The sequence below is a fragment of the Streptomyces sp. NBC_00076 genome, from assembly GCF_045041235.1.
Classification (GTDB): Bacteria; Actinomycetota; Actinomycetes; order Streptomycetales; family Streptomycetaceae; genus Streptomyces.
This window is the reverse complement of record NZ_CP108242.1, coordinates 3,918,246-3,941,705: the sequence shown is the minus strand read 5'-3', so window position 1 is coordinate 3,941,705 and position 23,460 is coordinate 3,918,246. Positions and strand designations below refer to the sequence as shown.

At 69.7% G+C, this 23,460-nt stretch carries 24 protein-coding genes; 13 read left to right on the top strand and 11 right to left on the bottom strand.

Annotated features, from left to right (window positions below; genetic code table 11):
- Positions 1-71 precede the first annotated feature (71 nt).
- On the top strand, positions 72-887 hold the full coding sequence (locus OHA64_RS17875) for an alpha/beta fold hydrolase (RefSeq protein WP_405614117.1): 816 nt from the start codon (positions 72-74) through the stop codon (positions 885-887).
- Between the two features lie 74 nt (positions 888-961).
- On the opposite strand, the gene OHA64_RS17870 is transcribed toward OHA64_RS17875, so the two are convergent.
- Together OHA64_RS17870 and OHA64_RS17865 are read right to left on the bottom strand one after the other, a co-directional pair.
- Positions 962-1,252, bottom strand: coding sequence for a hypothetical protein (locus OHA64_RS17870; protein ID WP_405614115.1), 291 nt, complete (start codon positions 1,250-1,252; stop codon positions 962-964).
- A 65-nt stretch (positions 1,253-1,317) separates the two neighbouring features.
- Entirely contained in the window at positions 1,318-2,364 is a 1,047-nt protein-coding gene (locus OHA64_RS17865; protein WP_405614113.1) for a LacI family DNA-binding transcriptional regulator, read from the bottom strand.
- Positions 2,365-2,734: 370 nt separating this feature from the next.
- Between OHA64_RS17865 and OHA64_RS17860 the strand changes: the two genes are divergently transcribed.
- The 6 genes from OHA64_RS17860 to OHA64_RS17835 all read left to right on the top strand — a co-directional run bounded on the left by OHA64_RS17860 (position 2,735) and on the right by OHA64_RS17835 (position 7,549).
- Positions 2,735-3,886, top strand: coding sequence for a Gfo/Idh/MocA family protein (locus OHA64_RS17860; RefSeq protein ID WP_405614111.1), 1,152 nt, complete (start codon positions 2,735-2,737; stop codon positions 3,884-3,886).
- Positions 3,883-5,034: a dihydrodipicolinate synthase family protein gene (locus OHA64_RS17855; protein WP_405614109.1), complete on the top strand. Its 1,152-nt coding sequence runs from the start codon at positions 3,883-3,885 to the stop codon at positions 5,032-5,034. Before OHA64_RS17860 ends, OHA64_RS17855 begins: the two co-directional genes overlap by 4 nt.
- A complete protein-coding gene (locus OHA64_RS17850; RefSeq protein ID WP_405614107.1) occupies positions 5,031-5,861 on the top strand; it encodes a sugar phosphate isomerase/epimerase family protein in 831 nt (276 codons plus the stop codon). The genes OHA64_RS17855 and OHA64_RS17850 overlap by 4 nt, the downstream gene beginning before the upstream one ends.
- 73 nt (positions 5,862-5,934) lie before the next feature.
- Complete coding sequence (locus OHA64_RS17845; RefSeq protein ID WP_405614106.1) at positions 5,935-6,216, top strand: Arc family DNA-binding protein; 282 nt, start codon at positions 5,935-5,937, stop codon at positions 6,214-6,216.
- Entirely contained in the window at positions 6,213-6,605 is a 393-nt protein-coding gene (locus OHA64_RS17840) for a hypothetical protein (RefSeq protein WP_405614104.1), read from the top strand. Before OHA64_RS17845 ends, OHA64_RS17840 begins: the two co-directional genes overlap by 4 nt.
- A gap of 149 nt (positions 6,606-6,754) precedes the next feature.
- Positions 6,755-7,549, top strand: coding sequence for a DUF1868 domain-containing protein (locus tag OHA64_RS17835; protein ID WP_405614102.1), 795 nt, complete (start codon positions 6,755-6,757; stop codon positions 7,547-7,549).
- A 65-nt stretch (positions 7,550-7,614) separates the two neighbouring features.
- Here OHA64_RS17835 and OHA64_RS17830 read toward each other — a convergent pair whose 3' ends face one another.
- Genes OHA64_RS17830 through OHA64_RS17820 form a run of 3 tightly spaced genes read right to left on the bottom strand, consistent with a single transcriptional unit; the run spans position 7,615 to position 9,153 of the window.
- Positions 7,615-8,070: a GNAT family N-acetyltransferase gene (locus OHA64_RS17830; RefSeq protein ID WP_405614100.1), complete on the bottom strand. Its 456-nt coding sequence runs from the start codon at positions 8,068-8,070 to the stop codon at positions 7,615-7,617.
- Between the two features lie 47 nt (positions 8,071-8,117).
- Positions 8,118-8,342, bottom strand: coding sequence for a DUF397 domain-containing protein (locus OHA64_RS17825; protein ID WP_405614098.1), 225 nt, complete (start codon positions 8,340-8,342; stop codon positions 8,118-8,120).
- The gene (locus tag OHA64_RS17820; protein WP_405614096.1) at positions 8,329-9,153 is read right to left on the bottom strand and encodes a Scr1 family TA system antitoxin-like transcriptional regulator; all 825 of its coding nucleotides are present in this window, start codon (positions 9,151-9,153) and stop codon (positions 8,329-8,331) included. The genes OHA64_RS17825 and OHA64_RS17820 overlap by 14 nt, the downstream gene beginning before the upstream one ends.
- Before the next feature lie 266 nt (positions 9,154-9,419).
- On the opposite strand from OHA64_RS17820, the gene OHA64_RS17815 reads away from it, so the two are divergent.
- Positions 9,420-9,713, top strand: a complete 294-nt coding sequence (locus OHA64_RS17815; protein ID WP_405614095.1) for a hypothetical protein — start codon at positions 9,420-9,422, stop codon at positions 9,711-9,713.
- A 204-nt stretch (positions 9,714-9,917) separates the two neighbouring features.
- On the opposite strand, the gene rbsD is transcribed toward OHA64_RS17815, so the two are convergent.
- The 5 genes from rbsD to OHA64_RS17790 form a co-directional block, all read right to left on the bottom strand.
- Positions 9,918-10,307, bottom strand: a complete 390-nt coding sequence (gene rbsD, locus OHA64_RS17810) for a D-ribose pyranase (protein WP_405614094.1) — start codon at positions 10,305-10,307, stop codon at positions 9,918-9,920.
- Positions 10,304-11,206, bottom strand: a complete 903-nt coding sequence (locus tag OHA64_RS17805) for a ribokinase (protein ID WP_405614093.1) — start codon at positions 11,204-11,206, stop codon at positions 10,304-10,306. The genes rbsD and OHA64_RS17805 overlap by 4 nt, the downstream gene beginning before the upstream one ends.
- Before the next feature lie 127 nt (positions 11,207-11,333).
- Complete coding sequence (locus OHA64_RS17800) at positions 11,334-13,286, bottom strand: substrate-binding domain-containing protein (protein ID WP_405614092.1); 1,953 nt, start codon at positions 13,284-13,286, stop codon at positions 11,334-11,336.
- Entirely contained in the window at positions 13,276-14,805 is a 1,530-nt protein-coding gene (locus OHA64_RS17795) for a sugar ABC transporter ATP-binding protein (protein ID WP_405614090.1), read from the bottom strand. The genes OHA64_RS17800 and OHA64_RS17795 overlap by 11 nt, the downstream gene beginning before the upstream one ends.
- Positions 14,802-15,860 carry a LacI family DNA-binding transcriptional regulator gene (locus OHA64_RS17790; RefSeq protein ID WP_405614088.1) on the bottom strand — a complete coding sequence of 353 codons (1,059 nt, stop codon included), beginning with the start codon at positions 15,858-15,860 and terminating at the stop codon, positions 14,802-14,804. The genes OHA64_RS17795 and OHA64_RS17790 overlap by 4 nt, the downstream gene beginning before the upstream one ends.
- 243 nt (positions 15,861-16,103) lie before the next feature.
- Here OHA64_RS17790 and OHA64_RS17785 point away from each other — a divergent pair, with 243 nt between their 5' ends.
- Together OHA64_RS17785 and OHA64_RS17780 are read left to right on the top strand one after the other, a co-directional pair.
- Positions 16,104-16,469 carry a hypothetical protein gene (locus OHA64_RS17785; protein ID WP_405614086.1) on the top strand — a complete coding sequence of 122 codons (366 nt, stop codon included), beginning with the start codon at positions 16,104-16,106 and terminating at the stop codon, positions 16,467-16,469.
- An 81-nt stretch (positions 16,470-16,550) separates the two neighbouring features.
- On the top strand, positions 16,551-17,198 hold the full coding sequence (locus tag OHA64_RS17780; RefSeq protein ID WP_405614084.1) for a dihydrofolate reductase family protein: 648 nt from the start codon (positions 16,551-16,553) through the stop codon (positions 17,196-17,198).
- Positions 17,199-17,373: 175 nt separating this feature from the next.
- Here OHA64_RS17780 and OHA64_RS17775 read toward each other — a convergent pair whose 3' ends face one another.
- A complete protein-coding gene (locus OHA64_RS17775) occupies positions 17,374-17,805 on the bottom strand; it encodes a MarR family winged helix-turn-helix transcriptional regulator (RefSeq protein ID WP_405624007.1) in 432 nt (143 codons plus the stop codon).
- 123 nt (positions 17,806-17,928) lie between these two features.
- On the opposite strand from OHA64_RS17775, the gene OHA64_RS17770 reads away from it, so the two are divergent.
- From OHA64_RS17770 to OHA64_RS17760, 3 genes are all read left to right on the top strand, one after another.
- Complete coding sequence (locus OHA64_RS17770) at positions 17,929-18,831, top strand: alpha/beta fold hydrolase (RefSeq protein ID WP_405614083.1); 903 nt, start codon at positions 17,929-17,931, stop codon at positions 18,829-18,831.
- 91 nt (positions 18,832-18,922) lie between these two features.
- A complete protein-coding gene (locus OHA64_RS17765) occupies positions 18,923-21,178 on the top strand; it encodes an ATP-dependent RecD-like DNA helicase (RefSeq protein ID WP_405614081.1) in 2,256 nt (751 codons plus the stop codon).
- 264 nt (positions 21,179-21,442) lie between these two features.
- Positions 21,443-22,741, top strand: coding sequence for a citrate synthase (locus OHA64_RS17760; RefSeq protein WP_405614079.1), 1,299 nt, complete (start codon positions 21,443-21,445; stop codon positions 22,739-22,741).
- Positions 22,742-23,460: the final 719 nt, after the last annotated feature.

Below are 23,460 nucleotides of genomic sequence, written 5' to 3'. Positions count from 1 at the left end.
CCAGGGCTGCGATTCCATGTGCGGGGCCCGGAGAAGTCGTACAGACACTCGCATCCGACCAGGGGGAACACATGACCAAGAACAGCACCGCCTCGACCCAGGTGAAGTGGACCGGCATGGTGCCGGTCGACGACACGGCTCTGGCCGTCACCGACACCGGCGGCCCCGGGATCCCGGTGGTCTACCTCAACGGCCAGTTCGCCACTCAGGGTTACTGGCGGCGGGTCATCGCCGAACTGGGGACGGACTGGCGGCACATCACCTACGACGAGCGGGCCCGCGGCAGATCGAAGCGTTCGGCGGACTATTCCTTCGAGGCCGCCGTCCGGGATGTCGATGCCGTTCTCGCGGCCAGGGGCGTGGACCGGGCGCTGCTGGTCGGCTGGTCCTACGGGGCGGTCGTCGGGGCGCACTGGGCCGGACGGAATCCGGAGCGTGCGCTGGGCGCGGTCCTGGTCGACGGCGCGTTCCCCTACGACTGGCTCGACGAGGCCATGGAGCGGCGGATCCGGAAGCTGTTCGGACGGCTGAGCTGGTTCATGCCGTTACTGCGCCCGACGGGCCTTACCCCTCGGATGACCGCCGAACAGCAGGCCAACAGCAACATCGAGCTCGGCCGGCTCTCCCGCGAGCGCGAGCTGGGTCCCGTACTGGACGACATCACCGTCCCGGTGCGGTACGTGGTCGCTTCGGGAACGTCCTTCGGGAGCCGCGGTGACGAGCAGGAACGGATCCGCGCCGGCCTCGACGCGGTGACCGTCCGCAACCCGAACATCCAGATCGCCGCGAAGGTCGCCTCCAATCACGGTGCGATCCTCAAGAAGGACTTCCCTGCCATCGCCGAGGCCGTACGCGGGGTCGCCGCCCTCGACCGCGGGGGGCGCTGAAGACGCGACCGGGGGACTGGCAGTTGGAGGCAGGCAGGTCGCCGCCGACCAGGTCATGGCGGCGCTGCCGGCCCTCACCCAGGAACGCCGTCGCTGACCTCGTCGCGGGCCGGGGGCGACGCACCCTCCGGCCGGTCGGCGGGCCTCGCGCCGCGCAGGCCGAAGGCGGAGAGGGCCGCCCCCAGCACCACCATGACCACCGGGACGACGAGCGCGGTGCGGTAGGCGTCCAGCACCGCGCCCGGTGAGCCGTCGGCGCCGGCCGCGGCGATCCCGTACACCGCGGTCACCGCGGAGATCCCGACCGCCGAGCCGAACTGGGTGAACGTGTACAGCAGCCCGCCGGCCAGACCCTGCTCCTCCATGGCAACAAGCTGAGAAGCCGATCGAACAGCCCCGGCACCAAGTCACCGCACAGGCAACGCCCCGCTCACCCCCGCGGCACCCCGGAGGACCCCCGCACCATCAACTCCCCCCGGATCACCGCGATACCCCCGGGCGGCGGCTCCTCCCGCCCCATCGCGATCCGCCCGGCGCGCGCCCCCGCCTCGGCCAGCGGCAGCCGCACCGTCGTAAGAGAGGGCACCGCGTCGATGCTGAACGGCAGATCGTCGAACCCCGCCACCGAGACGTCGTCCGGAATCCGACGCCCCGAGTCGCGCAGCGCCGCGCACGCCCCCAGCGCGACGGAGTCGTTCGCCGCCACGACCGCCGTCAGAGCGGGGTCGCGGCGCAACAACTCCAGCGTCGCCTCGTACCCGGAGCGTCGGTCGTAGCGCCCCCACACCGTCCACCGCGGGTCCTCCGGGATCCCGTGCGCCGCGAGCGCCGCCCGGTGTCCCTCCAGCCGGTGCCGGGTAGTCGTGCGTTCCTCGGGACCCGCGATGTAGCCGAGCCGCCGGTGTCCGAGCCCGATCAGGTGCTCGGTGAGTTCCCGGCCGCCCCCGCGGTTGTCGAAGGTCAGTGCGATCGCCCCGGTCTCCGGCGCCGGCGGGCGCCCGCACAGCACCACCCGCGTCCCCGCCTCCGCCAGTCTCCGCAGCTTCGCGCCCATGGCCGCCGCGTGCGGCACGCCCTCCAGGGCGCCGCCGGTCAGCACCACGGCCGCCGCCCGCTGCCGCTGCAGCAGCGTGATGTAGGTCAACTCGCGTTCCGGAGAGCCCCCGGTGTTGCAGACCACCGCGAGCCGTTCCCCGCCGGCCCGTCCGCCGGGACCCCCGATCTCGGACTGGATGGCGCTCGCCATGATCCCGAAGAACGGGTCGGCGATGTCGTTCACCAGAATCCCGACCAGGTCGGACGTGGCCGCGGCCAGCGCGCTCGCGGGACCGTTGAGTACGTAGTCCAGCTCGTCCACCGCCCGCAGCACCCGCTCCCGGGTGGAAGCGGCCACGGGATAGTTCCCGTTCAGCACGCGCGACACCGTCGCGGGCGAGACCTGCGCGCGGGCCGCCACGTCCGCCAGGGTCACCGTCATCTCGTCGTCCTCCGGTCGCGCATCTCGTCGTACGTCCTCGTGGCCGAGCCGTCATGTGGCCAGGCCGTCATCTGGCCAAGCCGTCACGCCGAGCCGTCATATGACGGGGCCGTCCGGCTGGATAGACACGCCCCCCATGGGCACGGTTCCGATCGTGTCGAGCAGACCATAAAGCCCGGACCCTCGGTTGTTCGCCCCCTCGAACAACTCAACCCCGTCACGGTCTTGTCTGGACCGCTGCACAGAGGCTAGCTTCTCAGTAGATAGAAAGCGCTTGCTGTGCCGCTCATCAGTAGAGGCCTACGCGGCGCGCACAACCGCGTACGAATCGCGAACGAACGCTGCGTACGACACCTACGAAGGGAACGACGTGACACGCAAGACGGTGCGTATCGCCATGAACGGCGTGACCGGGCGCATGGGTTACCGCCAGCACCTGGTCCGCTCCATCCTGGCCCTCCGCGAACAGGGCGGCCTCGACCTCGGCGACGGCACCGTGCTGTGGCCGGAGCCGATCCTGGTCGGCCGCCGTGAGCACGCCCTCCGGGCGATGGCGGAGCAGCACGGCCTGGAGCACATCTCGACGGACGTGGACGCGGTCCTCGCCGACCCGACCGTCGAGATCTACTTCGACGCCCAGGTCACCTCGGCCCGCGAGGAGGCGCTCAAGAAGGCGATCGCCGCGGGCAAGCACATCTACACCGAGAAGCCGACCGCCACGGGACTCGAAGGCGCCCTGGAACTCGCGCGCCTCGCCGACCACGCCGGCATCAAGCACGGCGTCGTCCAGGACAAGCTCTTCCTCCCGGGCCTGCTCAAGCTGAAGCGCCTCATCGACGGCGGCTTCTTCGGCCGCATCCTCTCCATCCGCGGCGAGTTCGGCTACTGGGTCTTCGAGGGCGACTGGCAGACCGCCCAGCGCCCGTCCTGGAACTACCGCGCCGAGGACGGCGGTGGCATCGTTGTCGACATGTTCCCGCACTGGGAGTACGTCCTGCACGAGCTGTTCGGCCGGGTGAAGTCCGTCCAGGCCCTCACCGCCACCCACATCCCGCAGCGCTGGGACGAGAACGACAAGCCCTACGACGCCACCGCCGACGACGCCGCCTACGGCGTCTTCGAGCTCGACGGCGGCGCGATCGCCCAGATCAACTCCTCCTGGGCCGTGCGCGTCAACCGCGACGAACTGGTCGAGTTCCAGGTCGACGGCACGGAGGGCTCGGCCGTCGCCGGTCTGCGCAACTGCCGCGTCCAGCACCGCTCCGCCACCCCCAAGCCGGTCTGGAACCCCGACATCCCCGCCACCGAGGTCTTCCGCGACCAGTGGCAGGAGGTCCCGGACAACACCGAGTTCGACAACGGCTTCAAGGCCCAGTGGGAGCTGTTCCTCCGGCACGTCTACGCCGACGCCCCCTACCACTGGGACCTGCTCGCCGGCGCCCGCGGCGTCCAGCTCGCCGAGCTGGGCCTGAGGTCGTCGGTCGAGGGCCGCCGTCTCGAGGTTCCGGAGGTGACCCTGTGACCATCCACCTGCCGGACTCCGCGGGCGGCCGCAGGGCGTACGAGCCCCGCCCGGAGCCCCTCGCCGTCACCACCGGTTCGCCCTTCACCTCCCGTACGGTCTTCTCGGCGGCCCATGTGGTCGCCGACCCGTACGCCGACACCACCCCCGACTCCCCGGCCGCCGTCGACTGGGACGCCACCCTCGCCTTCCGCCGCCACCTGTGGTCGCACGGGCTCGGGGTCGCCGAGGCGATGGACACCGCCCAGCGCGGCATGGGCCTGGACTGGGCGGGTGCCGCCGAACTGATCCGCCGCAGCGCGGCCGAGGCCAAGTCGGTCGGCGGGCTCATCGCGTGCGGCGTCGGCACCGACCAGATCGCCTCCGGGACGCTGGAAGAGGTCCGCGCGGCCTACGAGGAACAGCTCGCGCTCGTCGAGGAGTCGGGCGCACAGGCGATCCTGATGGCTTCGCGGGCGCTCGCGACGGCGGCCAAGAGCCCCGAGGACTACCTCGACGTCTACGGCCACCTGCTGCGTCAGGCCACCGAGCCGGTGATCCTGCACTGGCTGGGCCCGATGTTCGACCCGGCGCTGGAGGGCTACTGGGGCTCGTCCGACCTGGACGCGGCCACCGACACCTTCCTTGAGGTCATCGCCGCGCACCCGGACAAGGTGGACGGCATCAAGGTCTCCCTGCTGGACGCGCAGCGCGAGATCGACCTGCGCCGCCGCCTCCCGGAGGGCGTCCGCTGCTACACCGGCGACGACTTCAACTACCCCGAGCTGATCGCGGGCGACGAGCGGGGCTTCAGCCACGCCCTGCTCGGCATCTTCGACCCGCTGGGCCCGCTGGCGGCTCAGGCGGTCCGCGCCCTCGACACCGGGAACACGGCCGGGTTCCGTGAACTCCTCGACCCCACCGTCGAGTTGTCCCGCCACCTGTTCCAGACGCCGACCCGCTTCTACAAGACGGGCGTGGTGTTCCTGGCCTGGCTGGCCGGCCACCAGAGCCACTTCACCATGGTCGGCGGCCTCCAGTCGGCCCGCTCCCTGCCGCACTTCGCCCGCGCCTACGAACTCGCCGACGGCCTCGGCCTGTTCCCGGACCCGAAGCTGGCCGAGGAGCGGATGAAGACCCTGCTGTCCGTGTACGGAGTGGACCAGTGACCGACCTCGCCCGCTTCAGCATCAACCAGATGACCGTCAAGCAGCTGTCGATGCCGGAACTGGTCGATGCCTGCCTGGAGTTGGGCGTGCCGGGGGTCGGCCTGTGGCGCGAGCCCGTCCAGACGTACGGCGTGGAGGCCACGGCCAAGCTGGTCCGAGACGCGGGCCTGGCCGTCACCACCCTGTGCCGGGGCGGCTTCTTCACGGCCATCGACCCGGACGAGCGGGTCCGGGCGCTGGACGACAACCGCCGCGCGGTCGACGAGGCGGCCACGCTCGGCACGGACGTCCTCGTGCTGGTATCCGGCGGTCTGCCCGCCGGCTCCAAGGACCTGCGCGGGGCCCGGGAGCGGATCGCCGACGCGCTGGCGGAGCTCGGCCCGTACGCCGAGGACCACGGGGTGAAGCTGGCCATCGAGCCGCTGCACCCCATGTACGCCTCGGACCGCTGCGTGGTCTCCACCCTCGCCCAGGCCCTGGACCTCGCGGAACGCTTCCCGGCCCAGCAGGTCGGCGTCACCGTGGACACGTACCACATCTGGTGGGACGACGCGGCACCCGAGCAGATCGCCCGGGCCGGTGCGGGCGGCCGTATCCACACCTTCCAGCTTGCCGACTGGACCACCCCGCTGCCCGAAGGCGTCCTCAACGGCCGCGGCCAGATCGGCGACGGCGCGATCGACATGCGGGAGTGGCTGGGATACGTGACGGCGGCCGGATACACCGGGCCGATCGAGGTCGAGCTGTTCAACGACGGGCTGTGGGCACGGGACGGCAGGGAAGTGCTGGCCGAGACCGCGGAACGTTTCGTGACGCACACGGCATAGCTCATTCGGCGGCCGGGAGAACGGGGCGACCTGTTCTCCGGCCGTCGACGTATACGCGACGTATACTCGGCGCATGTCCGACGTCATGATCCGGGTGCCCGCCGAAGTCCGAGACCAACTGGCCGCCGTGGCCGAGGCGCGAGGCACCAGCCTCCGTGCCCTCATGCAGGACATAGCCGCTCAGACGCTGACCCCCGAGCAGATCAGGGAACGGGCCGACCGCACGCGGGCGCTGCTCGCCGAGCGCTTCGGGCACCACGTCTCGGACGAGGAGTCCGCCGAGATGCGGCGAAAGATGCGGGAGGCCTCCGCCGCTCACCGTGCCGCCCAGGCCGAGACGGAGCTTTCCCCTTGAGCTGGACCGAGCACTACGTCATCGACGCCGCCACCCTCCTGGCGATGGGAGGCGACAAGCAGGTTTCCGGCCTCATCCACGCCGCTGCCGCCAGCGACGACGTACGTCTGTGGGTCCCCGTCCTATGCCTCCTGGAGGCCGAGCGCCGACGTGCCGGGATCGTCGACCACGTGGGCGTGCTGGTGGACGTACTCCATCTCGTCGACGACGACTACGCCATGGCGGTGACCATCGCCGAACTGGGCCGTGCGGGCGTCGACTTCGGCGTATCCGCCGCCGTCCACACCGCACGCCCGAACCAGATGCTCCCCACGGGCGGCCTGATCGCCACCGTGGCACCGGAGCCGTACGAAGGACTCGGGGTCGGGATCATGGACCTGAACCGCTGAGGCGGCGCCCCGGCCGAACGACGGCCTGTGGGCCCGCGGCCAGGGACAAGCTCACAGTTGCTGCGCCTGGGGGTAGCCCTGAGTCCATCCAACCTTCAGGTCGCTCCGGCATCTTTCGCCTGTCTGGGTTCCAACTCAATAGGAGTGACATGTCTATCCCCAACCGCCGAGGCGTCTTCTTCGGCGCTGCCGGCGCTGCTGCCGGTCTCGCGCTTGCCCCGGCCACGGCGTTTGCGGTCTCGCAGAGCCCCGAGCGGCGTGAGCCGCTGGCCGCCGGACCCGGCAAGAAGTGGGACCTCGACGGCAACGCGCAGCGCTTCCGTGGCAACACGGTTGTCTGCCCCGTACCCCAGGACTCGGCCTTCTTCCACGCCGAGACCGAGGCGATGGAGATCATGAAGCGGTCCTCCATCACCGATCAGTACGTCTGTCTGCCGCACCAGAGCATGCACATGACGGTGTTCGACGCCACGACACAGGACAATGTCATCAACAAGCAACTCCCGGCCTGGCTCGCTGACTGTACGGATGTCTCCGAGGTGTCCCAGCGGATCCTCGCGCGCCTCCAGGAGTCGACGCTGACCCCGCTGGGCCCGATCACGATGAAGGTCAGGGGGTTCCGCCCCTTCGACGCCAACTTCACGATGGACCTCACCCCCGCCGACGACGCCACCTTCAACACACTCTGGACGGCCCGACGGGAGCTGAGCGCCCTGCTGGATATCCGTCCGTCGAACTTCGAGACCTACCAGTTCCACTCGACCATCGGTTACCGCCTGGTCAAGCCGCTGGCATCCGACGTGCCCCCCATGGAGCGACTGGCCGCGAAGTGCTCCGCACTCTTCACCGGCGACGCCGCCACCGTGACCATGCAGCACCCGGCCTTCAACCTCTTCGACGACATGCTCGCGTTCCCGCGGTTGTGGCGGCTACCGAGAGCCTGATCCGCTCCTATCGCCGACGAGCGGGCGTTCGTGTCCCAGGCGTGTCCGGTGAACTCCCCGCACTGTCAGAGACGGGAGACCGGGGCCTTGAAGGAGTGCAGGTCCGGCTGGTCGGGCAGTTCGTCGGCGGCGCGCAAGGTGGCCGCGGCGGCCTCGAATCCCAGCCCCGCACCCCAACTGCCGCGCCGAAGCAGGTATGACAGCTCCAGCTCCGCGCCCTTCTCGGTGACGTGTCCGGGAAGGTCGGCGGAACGGCGGTCGAGCACAAGTGTCCCGATGAACCGGTCGGTTTCCTTGTCGGCGATGACGTAGGTACCGGGCTTGCCGGCAATGCCGCCGGTGCCGTTCGCATCGAAGTACTGCTCGACGACGCTGCGGGGCCGCGGGCCGCCGAGGTGGGCACGGACCTGTGGATCGGTTTGGAGTTCGCTGAGGCCGTCGATGTCGGCGTCGTGCGCTTTTCGCAGCCGGAGACGGTCCGTGGTGATCTCCGCGGCAGAGAGCGTGGGTAATGCGTTCATGAGATGCATTGTCCGCGCTGAGCCGCACTGCCGTCGGTTGCCGACAGTCAGGTGCCGATGTGGCCGTACTTGACGGCCGTCACGAACGACGCCCACCGTTGCGTCGAGAACACCAGCGCCGGACCGTCGGCAGCCTTGCTGTCACGGACGGGCACGTCGGCGTGGCCGCGGGCGGCTTCGAGGCACTCACCCTGATCGCCGCCGCTGTAGCTGGACTTGAACCACCCCGTGAGGGCGGACGAGTCGGAGACAGTGGGCTCACTGTTGACCATGTGCGTGCTCCTCCGCTGCGGCTCTGACAACAGCCAGTGACTCCTGTTGCGACAACGCGTCGCTCAGCGCTAGAGCGTAGGCGGTCCGGCTGGCGGCCACCAGCGACGGATCATCCATCAAGTTGCCGGTGAGGAAGCCCTCGACGTAGGCCACCGGAGCGGAGTCCTCGAAGCTCATGAGCGTGAGCAGACTCTGTTGGAGTGAGTGAGCCCCGACGCCGAACGGAAGGACGTGCAGTCGCAGCCGTCCCGCCTCGGCCATGTCCGCGATCTTGTGCAGTTGTTCGGCCATGACCTGCGGGCCACCGACGCGGCGCCGCAGTACGGTCTCGTCGAGCAGTGTCCAGACGACCGGCTTCAACGGCCCGTCGAGAATCCGGGCACGCTTTGTTCGAATGACAACGTCTCTGTCAAGTTCTTCCGCCGTGTGGTTCGGCCGGTACGCCCGGAACAAAGCGCGTGAGTAGTCCTCGGTCTGGAACACGCCGGGAACCAGTGAGAGGGCGAACTGCTGGATCAGCGTGGCCTGTTGCTCCAGTTCGGCCACGACCGCGAAGTGGTCGGTGTACTTCGATTCCAGGTCCTCCAGCCAGCGGACGAAGAACCCGTCGGTACCGAGCACCTGGTCGATCCTGTGCGCGTCATCGGGCTTCGGTAGTCGTCTGCCCGCCTCGAAGTGGCTGATCAGCGTCGGCGAGCACACGACTTGGTTGCCCAGTTCCTCCTGGGTGAGCTCGGCGGCCGTCCGCCGCAGCCTCAGTTCCTCCCCGTACTTCTCCCGCTGTGTCCGCGGTGTTCGAGGCTTCGCCATCCTGCCAACTCCCCACTTGACGTGCGCTTTGTCAACTCTCAGGTACTGGCAGCGTAGCCACGGCGACCGCACTCTGTGACTGGTTCACCACAGAACGCAGTCGAGAGAAAGCAGGTCGACGTGACCACCTCCATCACCCGACTTCTCACGCAGTCGCTGAGGTTCCTCTCACCGGTGCGCAGGCGCCGCCGCGCGAAGCCCGCGCCGCCCCAGGTTCTCGGCGTGGGGCTCGGTTCGGCGTTCTTCCCTCGCGTGGGGAGCGACAGGTGAGCGATAGCGGATTCGAAGAGTCGGCCGTACGCCTGCTGCCCTGGGCGGGTCCGGAGGGCAAGCCCTGCTACGTCATCGGTGACGGCACGGGGCGGGTCTCACGCCTTGCCGACGAGACCGAACGCGTCCAACTCGGTATGGCCGGCGACCTCCTCGGTCATGCCGCGGAACTCCTGGCCGAGCGGGGTTTGTCCCATGGCGAGCTGCACTTTCTCGCCCGTTGCCTCGCCGAGTCCCTGCGGGACGTCAGTCGGGTCGCGGAGAGCCGGGGAGCACGTCTCGCCGAGTGAGGCGTCCCGCCCCGCGAGGACGACTCCCCGAAGCGAAAAAAACTCCGAGATCCCGTACAACCCTTCCGCCACCTGCCGTGTCATACATGGCATCAGGACTTCTGGAGGGGGATCTGGGGGGATCGCGGAGTTCTGATGTGGAGGGGAAAACCCGAGGGGGCCCGGTCGACGGACTGGGCCCCCTTGATTTTCTTGAACCGACGCTCAGAAGAACACCCCACACCGCAGCAGCACATTCGCGTACGGCCGCGCCTCCCCCGTGCGGACGACCAGCCGTGCGCCCCCCGACAGCTGCTTGAGCCTCTCGTGCGGGACCAGGGCCAGCTCGGGGAAGTGCCCGTCCAGCAGCGTCGCGGCCGCCGGGTTGGCGTCCCGCACCTCCGTCGCCGCCGTCGCGCCCTCCACCACCAGCTCGGCCAGCAGGCCGTCCAGTACGTCCGCGAAGGACGGCACCCCGGCCGTGAAGGACAGGTCCACGACCCGTGGCCCGTCCGGGATCGGCATACCGGCGTCGCACACCAGCACCCCGTCCCCGTGCCCCAGTTCGGCCAGTGCCCCGGAAAGGTGACGGTTCAGTATTCCGGCCTTCTTCACAGGCCCTCGACCTCCGCCGCCGTCGGGAAGGAGTCCTGCGCGCCCTCCTTCGTGACGGCCGCCGCCCCGACCCGGGACGCGTAGGCCGCCGCCTCCGCCAGGGACGAGCCCGCCCCCAGCCGCCAGGCCAGCGCCGCGGTGAACGCGTCGCCCGCGCCCGTCGTGTCCACGGCGGCCACCTTCACGGCCGGCACCCGCGTCACGCCCTGCGCCGACGCGACCAGCGCGCCCTCCGCGCCCAGGGTGACGACCACCGACCGCGGCCCCTTCTCCAGCAGCAACCGCGCCCAGTCCTCCGGCACGTCGGTCACGCGGCCCTCGCCGAGGATCACCTTCGCCTCGTGCTCGTTGACGATCAGCGGGTCACAGGCCGCCAGCACCTCCTCAGGGAGGGGCCGCGGCGGGGACGGGTTCAGCACGAAGCGGCTGTCCGGCGCCAGACTCCGTACGACCTCCACGACCGTCTCCAGCGGGATCTCCAGCTGCGCCGACACCACGCGGGAGGCGTGCAGCAGGCTCGCGGCGGACCGCACGTCGGCCGGTGTCAGCCGGCCGTTCGCGCCCGGCGAGACCACGATGCTGTTGTCCCCGGACGGGTCCACCGTGATCAGCGCGACCCCGGTCGGCGCGCCGCCCGCCAGGACGCCCGCCGTGTCGACGCCGGCCGCGCACTGTGCGTCGAGCAGCAGCCGGCCGTGCGCGTCGTCGCCGACACGGGCCAGCAGGGCCGTACGCGCTCCGAGGCGGGCGGCGGCGACCGCCTGGTTGGCGCCCTTGCCACCCGGGTGTACGGCCAGGTCGGAGCCGAGGACGGTCTCCCCGGCACCCGGGCGTCGTTCGACACCGATCACCAGGTCGGCGTTGGCCGACCCTACGACCAGGAGGTCGTAGTCGTCCATGAAGTTGCTCCCCTTGTAAGTGACGTGGGGCGGACGGCCCTCGCGGAGGACCACCCGCCCGTCGCCTCAGCCGTGAAACTCAGGTACCAGCCCGTGAAACTCACGTATCAGCCCGTGAAGTCAGGCCTCAGCCCGTGAACCCGGCCACGTTCTCCCTCGTGACCACCTTCACCGGCACCATCACCGACTTCGCGACCTTGCCGCCCTCGGCGACGTCGACCGCGTTCCGCACCGCGATCCTGCCGAGTTCCGTCGGCTGCTGTGCGACCGACGCGTACAGCGTGCCCGCCTTGACGGCGGTGAGCCCGTCCGCCGTGCCGTCGAAGCCGATGACCTGGACGGACTTTCCGGCCTTGGCACCCAGCGCCTTGATCGCGCCGAGCCCCATCTCGTCGTTCTCCGCGAAGACGCCGTCGATGTCGGGGTTGGCCTGGAGCAGGTTGGTCATGACGTCCAGGCCCTTGGTGCGGTCCCAGTCGGCGGGCTGCTTGGCGACCACCTTGATGCCGGGGTAGGCCTTCAGACCGTCGGCGAAGCCCGAGCCGCGCTCCCGGCTGGCGGAGGTGCCCGCCTGGCCCTGGAGGATCACGATCGTGCCCTTGCCGCCCAGCTTCTCGGCGAGCGTCTTCGCGGCGAGCTTGCCGCCGGTGACGTTGTCGGAGGCGACGAGCGCGGCGGTGTCCGCGTTGTTGACCGACCGGTCGACCGCCACCAGCGGGATGTCCGACTTGTTCACGGCCTTCGCCGCCGGAGTCACCGCGTCCGAGTCCACCGGGTTGACGATGATCGTGCCGAGGCCCTCGCTGGTGAAGTTCTGCAACTGGTTGGCCTGCTGCGAGGCGTCGTTCTGCGCGTCGGTGACCGTCAGGTCCACGCCCAGCTTCTTCGCCTCCGCCTGCGCACCGGAGCGGATCTGCACGAAGAACGGGTTGTTGAGCGTCGACAGCGACAGCCCGATCTTCTGGCTCTTCGCCACCGAGGAGCCGCCGTGCAGGAAGGACATGCCACCGACGATCGCCGCCGCGACCACGGCCGCGAGCAGGTACGTCGCCGCCTGCCTGCCCTTGCCGCCGCCGGAGGTGCCCGCGGCGGCCGGAGTCGCCCCGGCCTTCCGCCGCAGCGTGTCAAGGAGCACCGCCAGCGCGATCACGACACCGATGACGACCTGCTGCCAGAACGCGGAGACGGACAGCAGGTTCAGCCCGTTGCGCAGCACCGCCAGGATCAACGCGCCGATCAGCGTGCCGGACGCCTTGCCGGTACCGCCCGCGAGGGAGGCGCCGCCGATGACGACCGCGGCGATCGCGTCCAGCTCGTAGCCCTGCGCGGCCTGCGGCTGCGCTGAGGACAGCCGGGCGGCGAGCACCACGCCCGCGGCAGCGGCGAACAGGCCGGAGAACGCGTAGATGGCGAGCTTCTGCCGCTTCACCCGCAGCCCCGACAGACGGGCCGCCTCCTCGTTGCCGCCGATCGCGTACATGGAACGTCCGATGTACGTCCGCCCCAGCACGAACGCCGTGATGAGCCCCATCACGACCATCACCAGCACCGGCACCGGCAGCCAGCCGCCGAGGGTGTCGCCGAGGTGCGAGACCGAGCCGGGAAGGGCGATGGGGGACCCCTGCGAGACGACCAGCGACAGGCCGCGGGCCACCGACAGCATGGCCAGCGTCGCGATGAACGGCGGCAGTTTGCCGTACGAGATCAGGAAACCGTTGACCAGACCGCACGCGATGCCGGTCGCGATCGAGAGGACGACGGCCATCGCGACCGGGACGCCCTGCGAGGTGGCGCTCCACGCGAGGACGGTGGCCGACAGGGCCGCCACCGAGCCCACCGACAGGTCGATGCCCGCCGAGACGATCACGAAGGTGACACCGAAGGCGAGGATGGCGGTCACGGCCGCCTGGACGCCGACGTTGAGCAGGTTGTCGGTCGTCATGAAGTCGCCGGACAGCGCCGACATCGCGATGACGAGGACGATCAGCGCGGTCAGCGCGCCGTTGTCGAGCAGGAGACGGCGCAGGCCGCCCGAGGCGGCACCCGCGCCCGTCGTGCTCTTGAGCGTGTCAGTGGCCACGGGAGGCCTCCGTTCCGGTCTTCTCGTTCGTGGGGTTGCTGACGGCGAGCGCCATCACGGCGTCCTGAGTGGCCTCGTCCGCGGCGAGTTCGCCCGCGATCCGGCCCTGCGCCATCACCAGCACCCGGTCGCTCATACCGAGCACCTCGGTCAGATCGCTGGAGATCATCAGGACGGCGGCGCCGGCGGCCGTCAGTTCGTTGATCAGCTGGTAGATCTCGACCTTGGCGCCGACGTCGATCCCGCGCGTCGGCTCGTCGAGGATCAGCACCTTGGAGTCGGCCAGCAGCCACTTGCCGATGACGACCTTCTGCTGGTTGCCGCCGGACAACGTCCGTACGTGCTGGCCGAGGCCGGCCATCCGCACGCCGAGCTGCTCGGCGATCCGCTCGGCGGCCGCGCGCTGCGACGTGAGGTCGACGAGCCCGGCGCGGGTGGCGGACCGCATGGTGACCAGACCGAGGTTCTCCTCGACCGAGGCGTCGAGGACCAGCCCCTGGCCCTTGCGGTCCTCCGGGATCAGACCGATGCCCGCGGTCATGGCCGCGTTGACGTCGTGCCTGGGAACCGAGGTGCCGGAGACCTTCACAGCCCCCTTGTCGTACCGGTCGGCGCCGAACACCGCCCGCACGACCTCCGTACGACCGGCCCCGACCAGCCCCGCGACACCGACCACCTCGCCGGCGTGCACCTCGAAGCTGACGTCGTGGAAGACGCCGTCGCGCGTGAGTCCCTCGACGGAGAGCAACGCGGCGCCCCGGTCGGCCCGTTCGCGCGGGTACTGCTGCTCGATCGACCGTCCCACCATGAGACGGACGAGTTCGTCCTCGGGCGTGGTGGCGGGGACCTGCCCGACACTCCTGCCGTCCCGGATGACCGTCACCCGGTCTCCCAGGGCGGCGATCTCCTCCAGGTGGTGCGTGATGAAGACGACGCCCACGCCGTCCGCGCGCAGCGTGCGCACGATCGCGAAGAGCTTGTCGACCTCCTCGGAGGTGAGCACGGCGGTCGGCTCGTCCATGATCAGCACCCGCGCGTCCAGGCTCAGCGCCTTCGCGATCTCGACCATCTGGAGGCGTGCGATGCCGAGTTCACGCACCCGCGCGCGGGGGGACACGTTCACGCCGACCCGCTCCAGGAGGACGGCGGCGTCCGCCTCCATCCTCTTCCGGTCGATCATGCCCAGGCGGCGCGGCTGCCGCCCCAGGAAGATGTTCTCGGCCACCGTCAGATCGGGAACGAGGGTGAACTCCTGGTAGATGGTGGCGATCTTGAGGCGCTCGGAGTCCTGCGCGCCATGGATGCGCACCTCCTCGCCACCGGCCAGGATCCGCCCGCCATCGGGCGTGTAGGCGCCGGAGAGCATCTTGATGAGGGTGCTCTTGCCCGCGCCGTTCTCACCGAGGAGGACGTGCACCTCGCCCCGGCGCAGGTCGAAGTCGACGCCGTCGAGCGCGACCACGCCGGGGAAGGTCTTGCGTATGCCCTCGATGCGCAGCAACTCGTCCGGGTTGCTCACGTCTGGCTCCTTCTTACGGGGGACCGCACAGCGGGGGACTGTGCGGGGGGTGGCTCCGTGGGAGCCGGTTCGCCGCACGAGCGGCGTACGACGACATGGGCGGCGAGGGTGACGGACTTGGGGGGCCGTCCCTCGATGCGGTCGACGAGCGCGCGCACGGCGGCCCGCCCCAGCTCGCCCGTGGGCTGGGCGATCGCGGTGATCGGCGGATCGGTGTGCACGAACCAGGGGATGTCGTCGAACGCGGCCAGCGCGATGTCCTCGGGAACGCGCAGCCCGCGCGCGCGAACCGCGTCCAGCGCGCCCAGGGCCATCAGGTTGTCCGCGGCGAAGACGACCTCGGGCGGCTCGGGCAGGTCGAGGAAGCCGTCGGTGACCCGCCGCCCGCTGTCGGCCTGGAAGTCGCCCTGCCCCGTGTAGACGTCGGGGAGCTCGAGACCGTGCGCGTGCAGCGCCTCCCTGAAGGCGTCCACCCGCTCCTGGCCGGTCGTGGTCGCCGCCGGCCCCGCGATGATCGCCAGCCGCCGGTGCCCGAGCCCGTACAGATGGGCGACGAGATCCCGGACGGCCGCCCGTCCGTCCGCCCGAACGACCGGCACCTCCAAGCCCGGGATCCACCGGTCCACGAAGACCATCGGCGTCCCCCCGCGCGCGGCGTCCAGCATCAGCGGCGACCTGCCGTCGGTCGGGGAGACCAGCAGGCCGTCGATACGGCGGTCCAGCAGACTCCGTACGTGGTGGTCCTGGAGGTCGGGCCGCTCGTCGGCGTTGCCGATGATGACGCTGTAGCCGAGCGCGCGGGCCTCCTCCTCGACGGAGCGGGCCAGTTCGGTGAAGTAGGGGTTCATCACGTCGCTGATGACCAGGCCGAGGGTGTGGGTCTGGTCGGTGCGCAGCGAGCGGGCGACGGCGTTCGGGCGGTAGTCCAGCGTCTCGACGGCGGCCAGCACGCGCGCGCGGGCGTCCGCGCTGACCGACGGATGACCGTTCAGGGCACGCGAGACCGTGGCGACGGAGACCCCCGCCTCGGCAGCGACGTCCTTGATGCCGGCCACGGCCGCTCCACCTCCTTGTGGAATCAGTCGGGAGAGTGCTGGTGGAAGCACTCATGCGAAGTCAGGCACTCGTGGAATCGATTACACCGACGGATGGATGGAATCGATTACACGCCCGTAAATCAAGGCCCCGAGGGCACCTCTTGATCAGATCGTGATGTCGCGGGGTGCCCCTCGGCGGTTCAGGGTGGAAGGAGGGGGGTCCATTGTCGCGAGGCCCGGGCGGGCCGGAGCGGAGGAGTCATGACTGCGGCGACCCGGAACGACGTACCCGTGGCGCTCGAAGGTGACGGCGTGGAGGTACGCACCATGCCGATCGGCGGTGACATGTCGGTGAACTACATCAGCCTGCCGCAGGGCACGGACATGGGCCCGGCCCTCAAGGGCCTGCCCGACGACGCGTGCCAGTGCCCCCACTGGGGCTACCTGCTGAAGGGCCGGATCAGGGTGCGTACGGCGGCCGGCGAGGAGGAGTACGAGGCGGGTCAGGCGTACTACTGGGCGCCCGGGCATGTCCCGATGGCCCTGGAGGACAGCGAGTTCGTGGAGTTCTCCTCGACCGAGGACTTCAAGCAGGTGATCGAGCACGTGGTGGCACAGTCGGGGTGAGCCGGAACCGGGATTCCCCGACGACCGATGAGATTCGCCGGCCGGAGCGGTCCAACCCTCATCGACCACAGGAGGAGCATCGTGCCTCAGCTACTGCGCGTGCAGAACTTCGGCGTCTCGAGTGACGGCTACGGTGCCGGCGAGCACCAGAGCCTGGAACGACCGTTCGGCCACGCCGACCCCGGGACCATGTTCGCCTGGGCCGGTGCCACGGCGAGTTGGCCCAACCGCACCGACCCCGGGGGCAGCCGCGGTCTCGACGACTACCTCACGCGCGACTTCGCGCACAACATCGGCGCCGAGATCATGGGCCGTAACAAGTTCGGTCCCCAGCGCGGCCCCTGGCAGGATCACGAGTGGAAGGGCTGGTGGGGCGAGGAACCCCCGTTCCACACGCCGGTGTTCGTCATGACCCACCACGAGCGCCCCTCGTTCACGCTCTCCGACACCACGTTCCACTTCGTCGGCGGCGACCCGGCCGAGGTCCTGGAGCAGGCGCGGCAGGCCGCACAGGGCAAGGACGTCCGCCTCGGCGGCGGCGCCAAGGTCATCCGGGAGTTCCTCGAAGCCGACCTGGTGGACACGCTGCACGTGGCGGTCTCGCCGGGGGTGAAACTCGGATCCGGCTCACGGCTCTGGGAGTCGCCCGAGGAACTCCTCGACCGCTTCCACTGCGATGTGGTGCCGAGCCCCAGCGGGGTGACGCATCACTTGTTCTGGAGGAGGTGAGGCACGTCCTCAGCTGCTGAGCCGCCGGCGGACCGCTGTGTAAGGACCTCGTCGGCGGCCGTGGTGGAGGGCAGCTGGGGAGACGGTTCCAGGCCCGGCTCGTGGGTGACGGTCCGCGGACACCCCGAGTGCCGCGGCAGGCGAGGTCCGCCCCGTCGCGACGCCTGCCACGGCCCTAGTCGTCCTCCTGGGCCGCGGCCTCCCGCACTCCCGTCAGAAAGTCCCTGATCGCGGCCAGTTCCCGCTCGTCGTACCGGCGCAACAGGCCCACCGCCCGGTCGATCAGCGGGCCGAAGTGCTGCCGGCCGAGGGCGATCGCGCGCTCGTCGACCTCGATGGTGACCTTGCGGCGGTCCTCCTGGCCGCGTACCCGCCGCACATGCCCGGCCCGCTCCAGCCGGTCGACCAGTGCCGTGGTCCCCGCCGAGTTCAGTGCGAGCGCCGCACCGAGTTGCCCCGCCGTGGTCTCCTCGTCCGCGCGGTGGGCGTCCATCAGGACGATCAGCGCGCGCACGTCGGTGGGATGCATGCCGTTGTGCCGGGCGAACCGGGCGCTGTGCCGCCCCAGGTCGACGGCCACGGCACGCAGCAGATGGACGATCTCCATCTCGGGCCCCTGCCCCGCCCCCTCGGCGGGCTCCTCGCCATCCTTGTCGGTCACTCGCGGCCTCCGACTATCATCTCGTTCAACAAGTATCTCACTGAGCGAGATAATAAGGGGACCTGGCTCATGAGCGCTCGCCGCACGTACGACATGGACGGCTTCCTCGCCGCCTACGACAAGGTCATGACCAAGTGGCCGACATCGCGTGGGGCCGCGACCGTGCCCACACCCTTCGGCGCGACGCACGTGAACATGTGCGGCCCGGCCGACGGCCCACCACTCCTCCTGCTGCCGGGAGGGGGAAGCGCGACCTCGGCCTCCTGGTACCGGCAGGCCGCAGAACTCTCCCGCGTCCACCGGCTGTACGCCGTCGACCTGATCGGCGCCCCGGGCCGCAGCGCACCCGCCCCCGACCGCCAAGCCCGTACGGTCGCCGACCTGACGACCTGGCTCGACGCGCTCCTCAAGGGCCTCGGCCTCGCGGAGACCGACCTGGGCGGGCACTCGTACGGCGCCTGGATCGCGCTGCACTACGCCCTGCGCGCGCCCCACCGGGTGCGCCACCTGGTCCTCCTGGACCCGACCCAGTGCTTCACCGCGATCAAGTCGTCCTACGGGTCGCACGCGCTACGGATGCTGCTGCGGCCCACGCCCCGAAGGGTTAGGACCTTCCTGGAATGGGAGACGGGGGGCGCCCCCTTCGACCCCGACTGGCTCGCCCTCCAAGAGGCGGCCGCGGGCTTCCCCTCCCTCCGCCCGGTGGTCGGACCACGCCCGAGGCCGAAGGCGCTGCGCCGCCTGAACCTGCCCGTCCTGCTCCTGCTCGCCGCGAACAGCCGGACCCACAACCCCGCCAAGGTGGCCGCCGCCGCCGAGACGCTCCTGCCGCACGTCACGACGGCCACGCTGCCGCACGTCTCCCACCACGCGCTGCCGCACGCCGCCCCGGCCGAATCGAGCCGGCTCATCACCGGCTTCCTGACCGGCCCCGCCGACTCAGTCCCGCCCACGCCGACCACACACAGCTGACAGCACAACGGTCGCTACAACACTCGCTCTGTGCGGGAGCCGTTTCCGGTCCGCGCCCGCCGTTGTCGGACCCGGGCGGTACCGTCGGATCATGTCCAATCAGGCGGGGGCCTCCCAGACGGGCGAGCGGCGACTGGCCACGCTGGAAGGCGTGCTGGAGCGCATCACATACGCCAACGAGGAGAACGGCTACACGGTCGCCCGCGTCGACACCGGCCGAGGTGGCGGCGACCTGCTGACGGTCGTCGGCGCGTTGCTCGGCGCCCAGGTCGGCGAGTCCCTCCGCATGGAGGGACGCTGGGGCTCGCACGCCCAGTACGGCAAGCAGTTCACCGTCGAGAACTACACGACCCTCCTCCCGGCCACCGTCCAGGGCATCCGCCGCTATCTCGGATCGGGCCTGGTCAAGGGGATCGGCCCGGTCTTCGCCGACCGCATCACCCAGCACTTCGGCCTGGACACCCTGAAGATCATCGAGGAGGAGCCCAAGCGGCTCATCGAGGTCCCAGGGCTCGGCCCCAAGCGCACGAAGAAGATCGCCGACGCCTGGGAGGAACAGAAGGCGATCAAGGAGGTCATGCTCTTCCTCCAGACCGTCGAGGTGTCCACGTCGGTCGCGGTGCGCATCTACAAGAAGTACGGCGACGCCTCGATCTCCGTCGTGAAGAACCAGCCGTACCGCCTGGCCTCCGACGTCTGGGGCATCGGCTTCCTCACCGCCGACAAGATCGCCCAGTCCGTGGGCATCCCGCACGACAGCCCGGAGCGCGTCAAGGCGGGCCTGCAGTACGCCCTGTCGCAGTCCGCCGACCAGGGGCACTGCTATCTCCCCGAGGAACAGCTGATCGCGGACGCGGTGAAGCTGCTCCAGGTCGACACGGGCCTGGTCATCGAGTGCCTCGCCGAACTCGCGGCGCCCCCGGAAGAGGGGGAGGACCCCGGTGTCGTACGCGAGAAGGTCCCGGGACCTGACGGCGGCGAGCCCGTCACCGCGATCTACCTCGTCCCCTTCCACCGCGCCGAACTCTCCCTCTCCGCCCAGCTGTTGCGCCTCCTGCGCACCGACCAGGACCGGATGCCCGCCTTCCGGGAGGTCGCGTGGGACAAGGCGCTGGGCTGGCTGAAGGCCCGTACCGGGGTCGAGCTCGCCCCCGAGCAGGAGGCCGCCGTCAAGCTGGCGCTCGGCGAGAAGGTCGCCGTCCTCACCGGCGGTCCGGGCTGTGGCAAGTCGTTCACGGTCCGCTCGATCGTGGAGCTGGCCCGCGCCAAGAAGGCCAAGGTCGTCCTCGCCGCCCCCACCGGCCGAGCCGCCAAGCGCCTGTCCGAGCTCACCGGCGCCGAGGCATCCACCGTCCACCGTCTGCTGGAGCTGAAGCCGGGCGGTGACGCGGCCTACGACAAGGACCGCCCCCTCGATGCCGACCTGGTGGTGGTCGACGAGGCGTCGATGCTGGACCTGCTGCTGGCGAACAAGCTGGTCAAGGCCGTCCCCCCGGGCGCGCACCTTCTCTTCGTCGGGGATGTCGACCAGCTCCCCAGCGTCGGCGCCGGCGAGGTGCTCCGCGACCTGCTCGCCGACGGCGGCCCGCTCCCGGCCGTGCGCCTGACCCGGGTGTTCCGCCAGGCCCAGCAGTCCGGCGTGGTGACGAACGCGCACCGGATCAACTCCGGACAGCACCCCGTCACCGACGGCATGAATGACTTCTTCCTCTTCGTCGAGGACGACACGGAGGAGGTCGGCCGGCTCACGGTGGACGTGGCGTCCCGGCGGATTCCGGCCAGGTTCGGCCTCGACCCGCGCCGGGACGTCCAGGTGCTCGCCCCCATGCACCGCGGGCCCGCCGGTGCGGGCACCCTCAACGGCCTGCTCCAACAGGCCATCACCCCCGGCCGCCCGGAGCTGCCCGAGAAGCGGTTCGGCGGGCGGGTCTTCCGGGTCGGCGACAAGGTCACCCAGATTCGCAACAATTACGAGAAGGGCACCAACGGTGTCTTCAACGGCACAGTGGGCGTGGTCACCTCGCTCGACCCGGTCGACCAGCGCCTCACCGTGCTGACGGACGAGGACGAGGAGGTCCCGTACGAGTTCGACGAACTGGACGAGCTGGCGCACGCGTACGCGGTGACCATTCACCGCTCGCAGGGAAGTGAATATCCCGCCGTGGTGATCCCGGTCACCACCAGCGCCTGGATGATGCTCCAGCGGAACCTGCTGTACACGGCGGTCACCCGGGCGAAGAAACTGGTGGTCCTCGTCGGTTCCCGCAAGGCGATCGGCCAGGCGGTGCGCACGGTGTCGGCGGGGCGGCGTTGCACGGCACTGGACTTCCGGCTCTCGGGCCGGTGACCCTGCGGTCCAGGGTCCTTTCGGGGGGCTTCGGGGGATCTGAGGGCCGACATCACCAAAAATGATCGATCAAATGAGTCACATGGGTCACAGAGCTCTTCCGGAAGCGGGTGAGGGGGAGGCAGGATGGGCGAGTTGGCGGCACTCAGTGCCGCCGATACGCCCAACGGCCGACCCCGAGTGCACTCTCCTGCGCCAAATGGGGGATGGTAGAGACAGTCAGGGCAACCTCGAAGAAGAGGCACAACGTCGGTGAGGGATGACGTGAGCGAGCACACCAACAACGCTGTAGTACTGCGGTACGGCGACGGCGAGTACACCTACCCGGTGATCGACAGCACCGTCGGCGACAAGGGCTTCGACATCGGGAAGCTCCGTGCCCAGACCGGTCTGGTCACTCTGGACAGCGGCTACGGGAACACCGCCGCCTATAAATCCGCCGTCACCTACCTCGACGGCGAGGCCGGCATCCTCCGGTACCGCGGCTACCCGATCGAGCAGCTGGCCGAGCGCTCCACCTTCCTGGACGTGGCCTATCTGCTGATCAACGGCGAGCTGCCGACCGTCGACGAGCTCACCGTCTTCAAGAACGACATCACGCAGCACACCCTGCTGCACGAGGACGTCAAGAACTTCTACCGGGGCTTCCCGCGCGACGCCCACCCGATGGCCATGCTGTCGTCGGTCGTCTCGGCGCTGTCCACGTTCTACCAGGACAGCCACAACCCGTTCGACGAGAAGCAGCGCAACCTCTCGACGATCCGTCTGCTCGCCAAGCTTCCGACGATCGCCGCCTACGCGTACAAGAAGTCGATCGGTCACCCGTTCGTCTACCCGCGCAACGACCTCGGCTACGTCGAGAACTTCCTGCGTATGACCTTCTCGGTCCCGGCGCAGGAGTACGACCTCGACCCGGTCGTCGTCTCCGCGCTCGACAAGCTGCTGATCCTGCACGCGGACCACGAGCAGAACTGTTCGACGTCCACGGTCCGCCTGGTCGGCTCCTCGCAGGCCAACATGTTCGCGTCGATCTCGGCCGGCATCAACGCCCTGTGGGGCCCGCTGCACGGCGGCGCCAACCAGTCCGTCCTGGAGATGCTCGAGGGCATCCAGGCCAACGGCGGCGACGTGGACTCCTTCATCCGCAAGGTGAAGAACAAGGAAGAGGGCGTCCGCCTGATGGGCTTCGGCCACCGGGTGTACAAGTCCTTCGACCCGCGCGCGAAGATCATCAAGGCTGCCGCGCACGATGTGCTGTCCGCCCTCGGCAAGTCCGACGAGCTGCTGGACATCGCGCTGAAGCTGGAGGAGCACGCGCTCTCCGACGACTACTTCGTCTCGCGCAACCTCTACCCGAACGTCGACTTCTACACCGGTCTGATCTACCGGGCCATGGGCTTCCCGACCGAGATGTTCACGGTCCTGTTCGCCCTGGGCCGCCTCCCGGGCTGGATCGCCCAGTGGCACGAGATGATCAAGGAGCCCGGCTCCCGCATCGGCCGCCCGCGCCAGATCTACACGGGCGTGGTCGAGCGCGACTTCGTTGCGGTCGAGGAGCGCTGAGTCGCCCACCGCTGAGTTGCCCACCAGGGCCCCGTACACGGCTTCGGCCGGGTGCGGGGCCTTCGTGTTCGCGTGCCGGTGAGCTCCTGGGGGCGAACCGAACCTGTGCACTCGTGGGCTGGGAAACCCGTGCACTCGTGGGCTGACTGAACCGGTGAGCTCACGGGGTGATGGAACCCGTGCGCCGGTTGACCTGGCGTGCCGCTGGATGTCCGGCGTGCCGCTGGATATGCGGAAGGCGCCCCAGCGCCAGTCCCCCCACGGGCCGACGTCCAGGGCGCCTTCCCATGTCCCGGTGCGGATTCCCCCCACGGGATCCGGCCGGGCGTCTGTGAGAACCAGCGCCTGAATCGCTGTCTTGCGGTACTGCCTGATACTGCCTGGTGGTTCCGTTGAGCAGAACGAGCAAAACTCCTCGTACTACTCCAGTGTGCGGTCTGCCGGGACAGCGCACGCTGGGAGGGCCGCTCAAAGCTCCCCGGTGTACGTGTCCCGGCAACGCATCTCTGAGGAAGTCCCCCAAGACATCCTCAGATGTCAGTGAGCGCCCCCCAAGACGCTGCCTGACATCGCCAACTTAGACCTTCGAACCCCTTCGATGGTTACGTTCGCATCACTGTGATCTGCGTCTCTTGCATATGTCCGTTAGATACGCAAGGGCCCGGATACGACAAACGGGCGACCCAAGCGTAAGGATGATGCGCGAGCCTTGTGAAGAG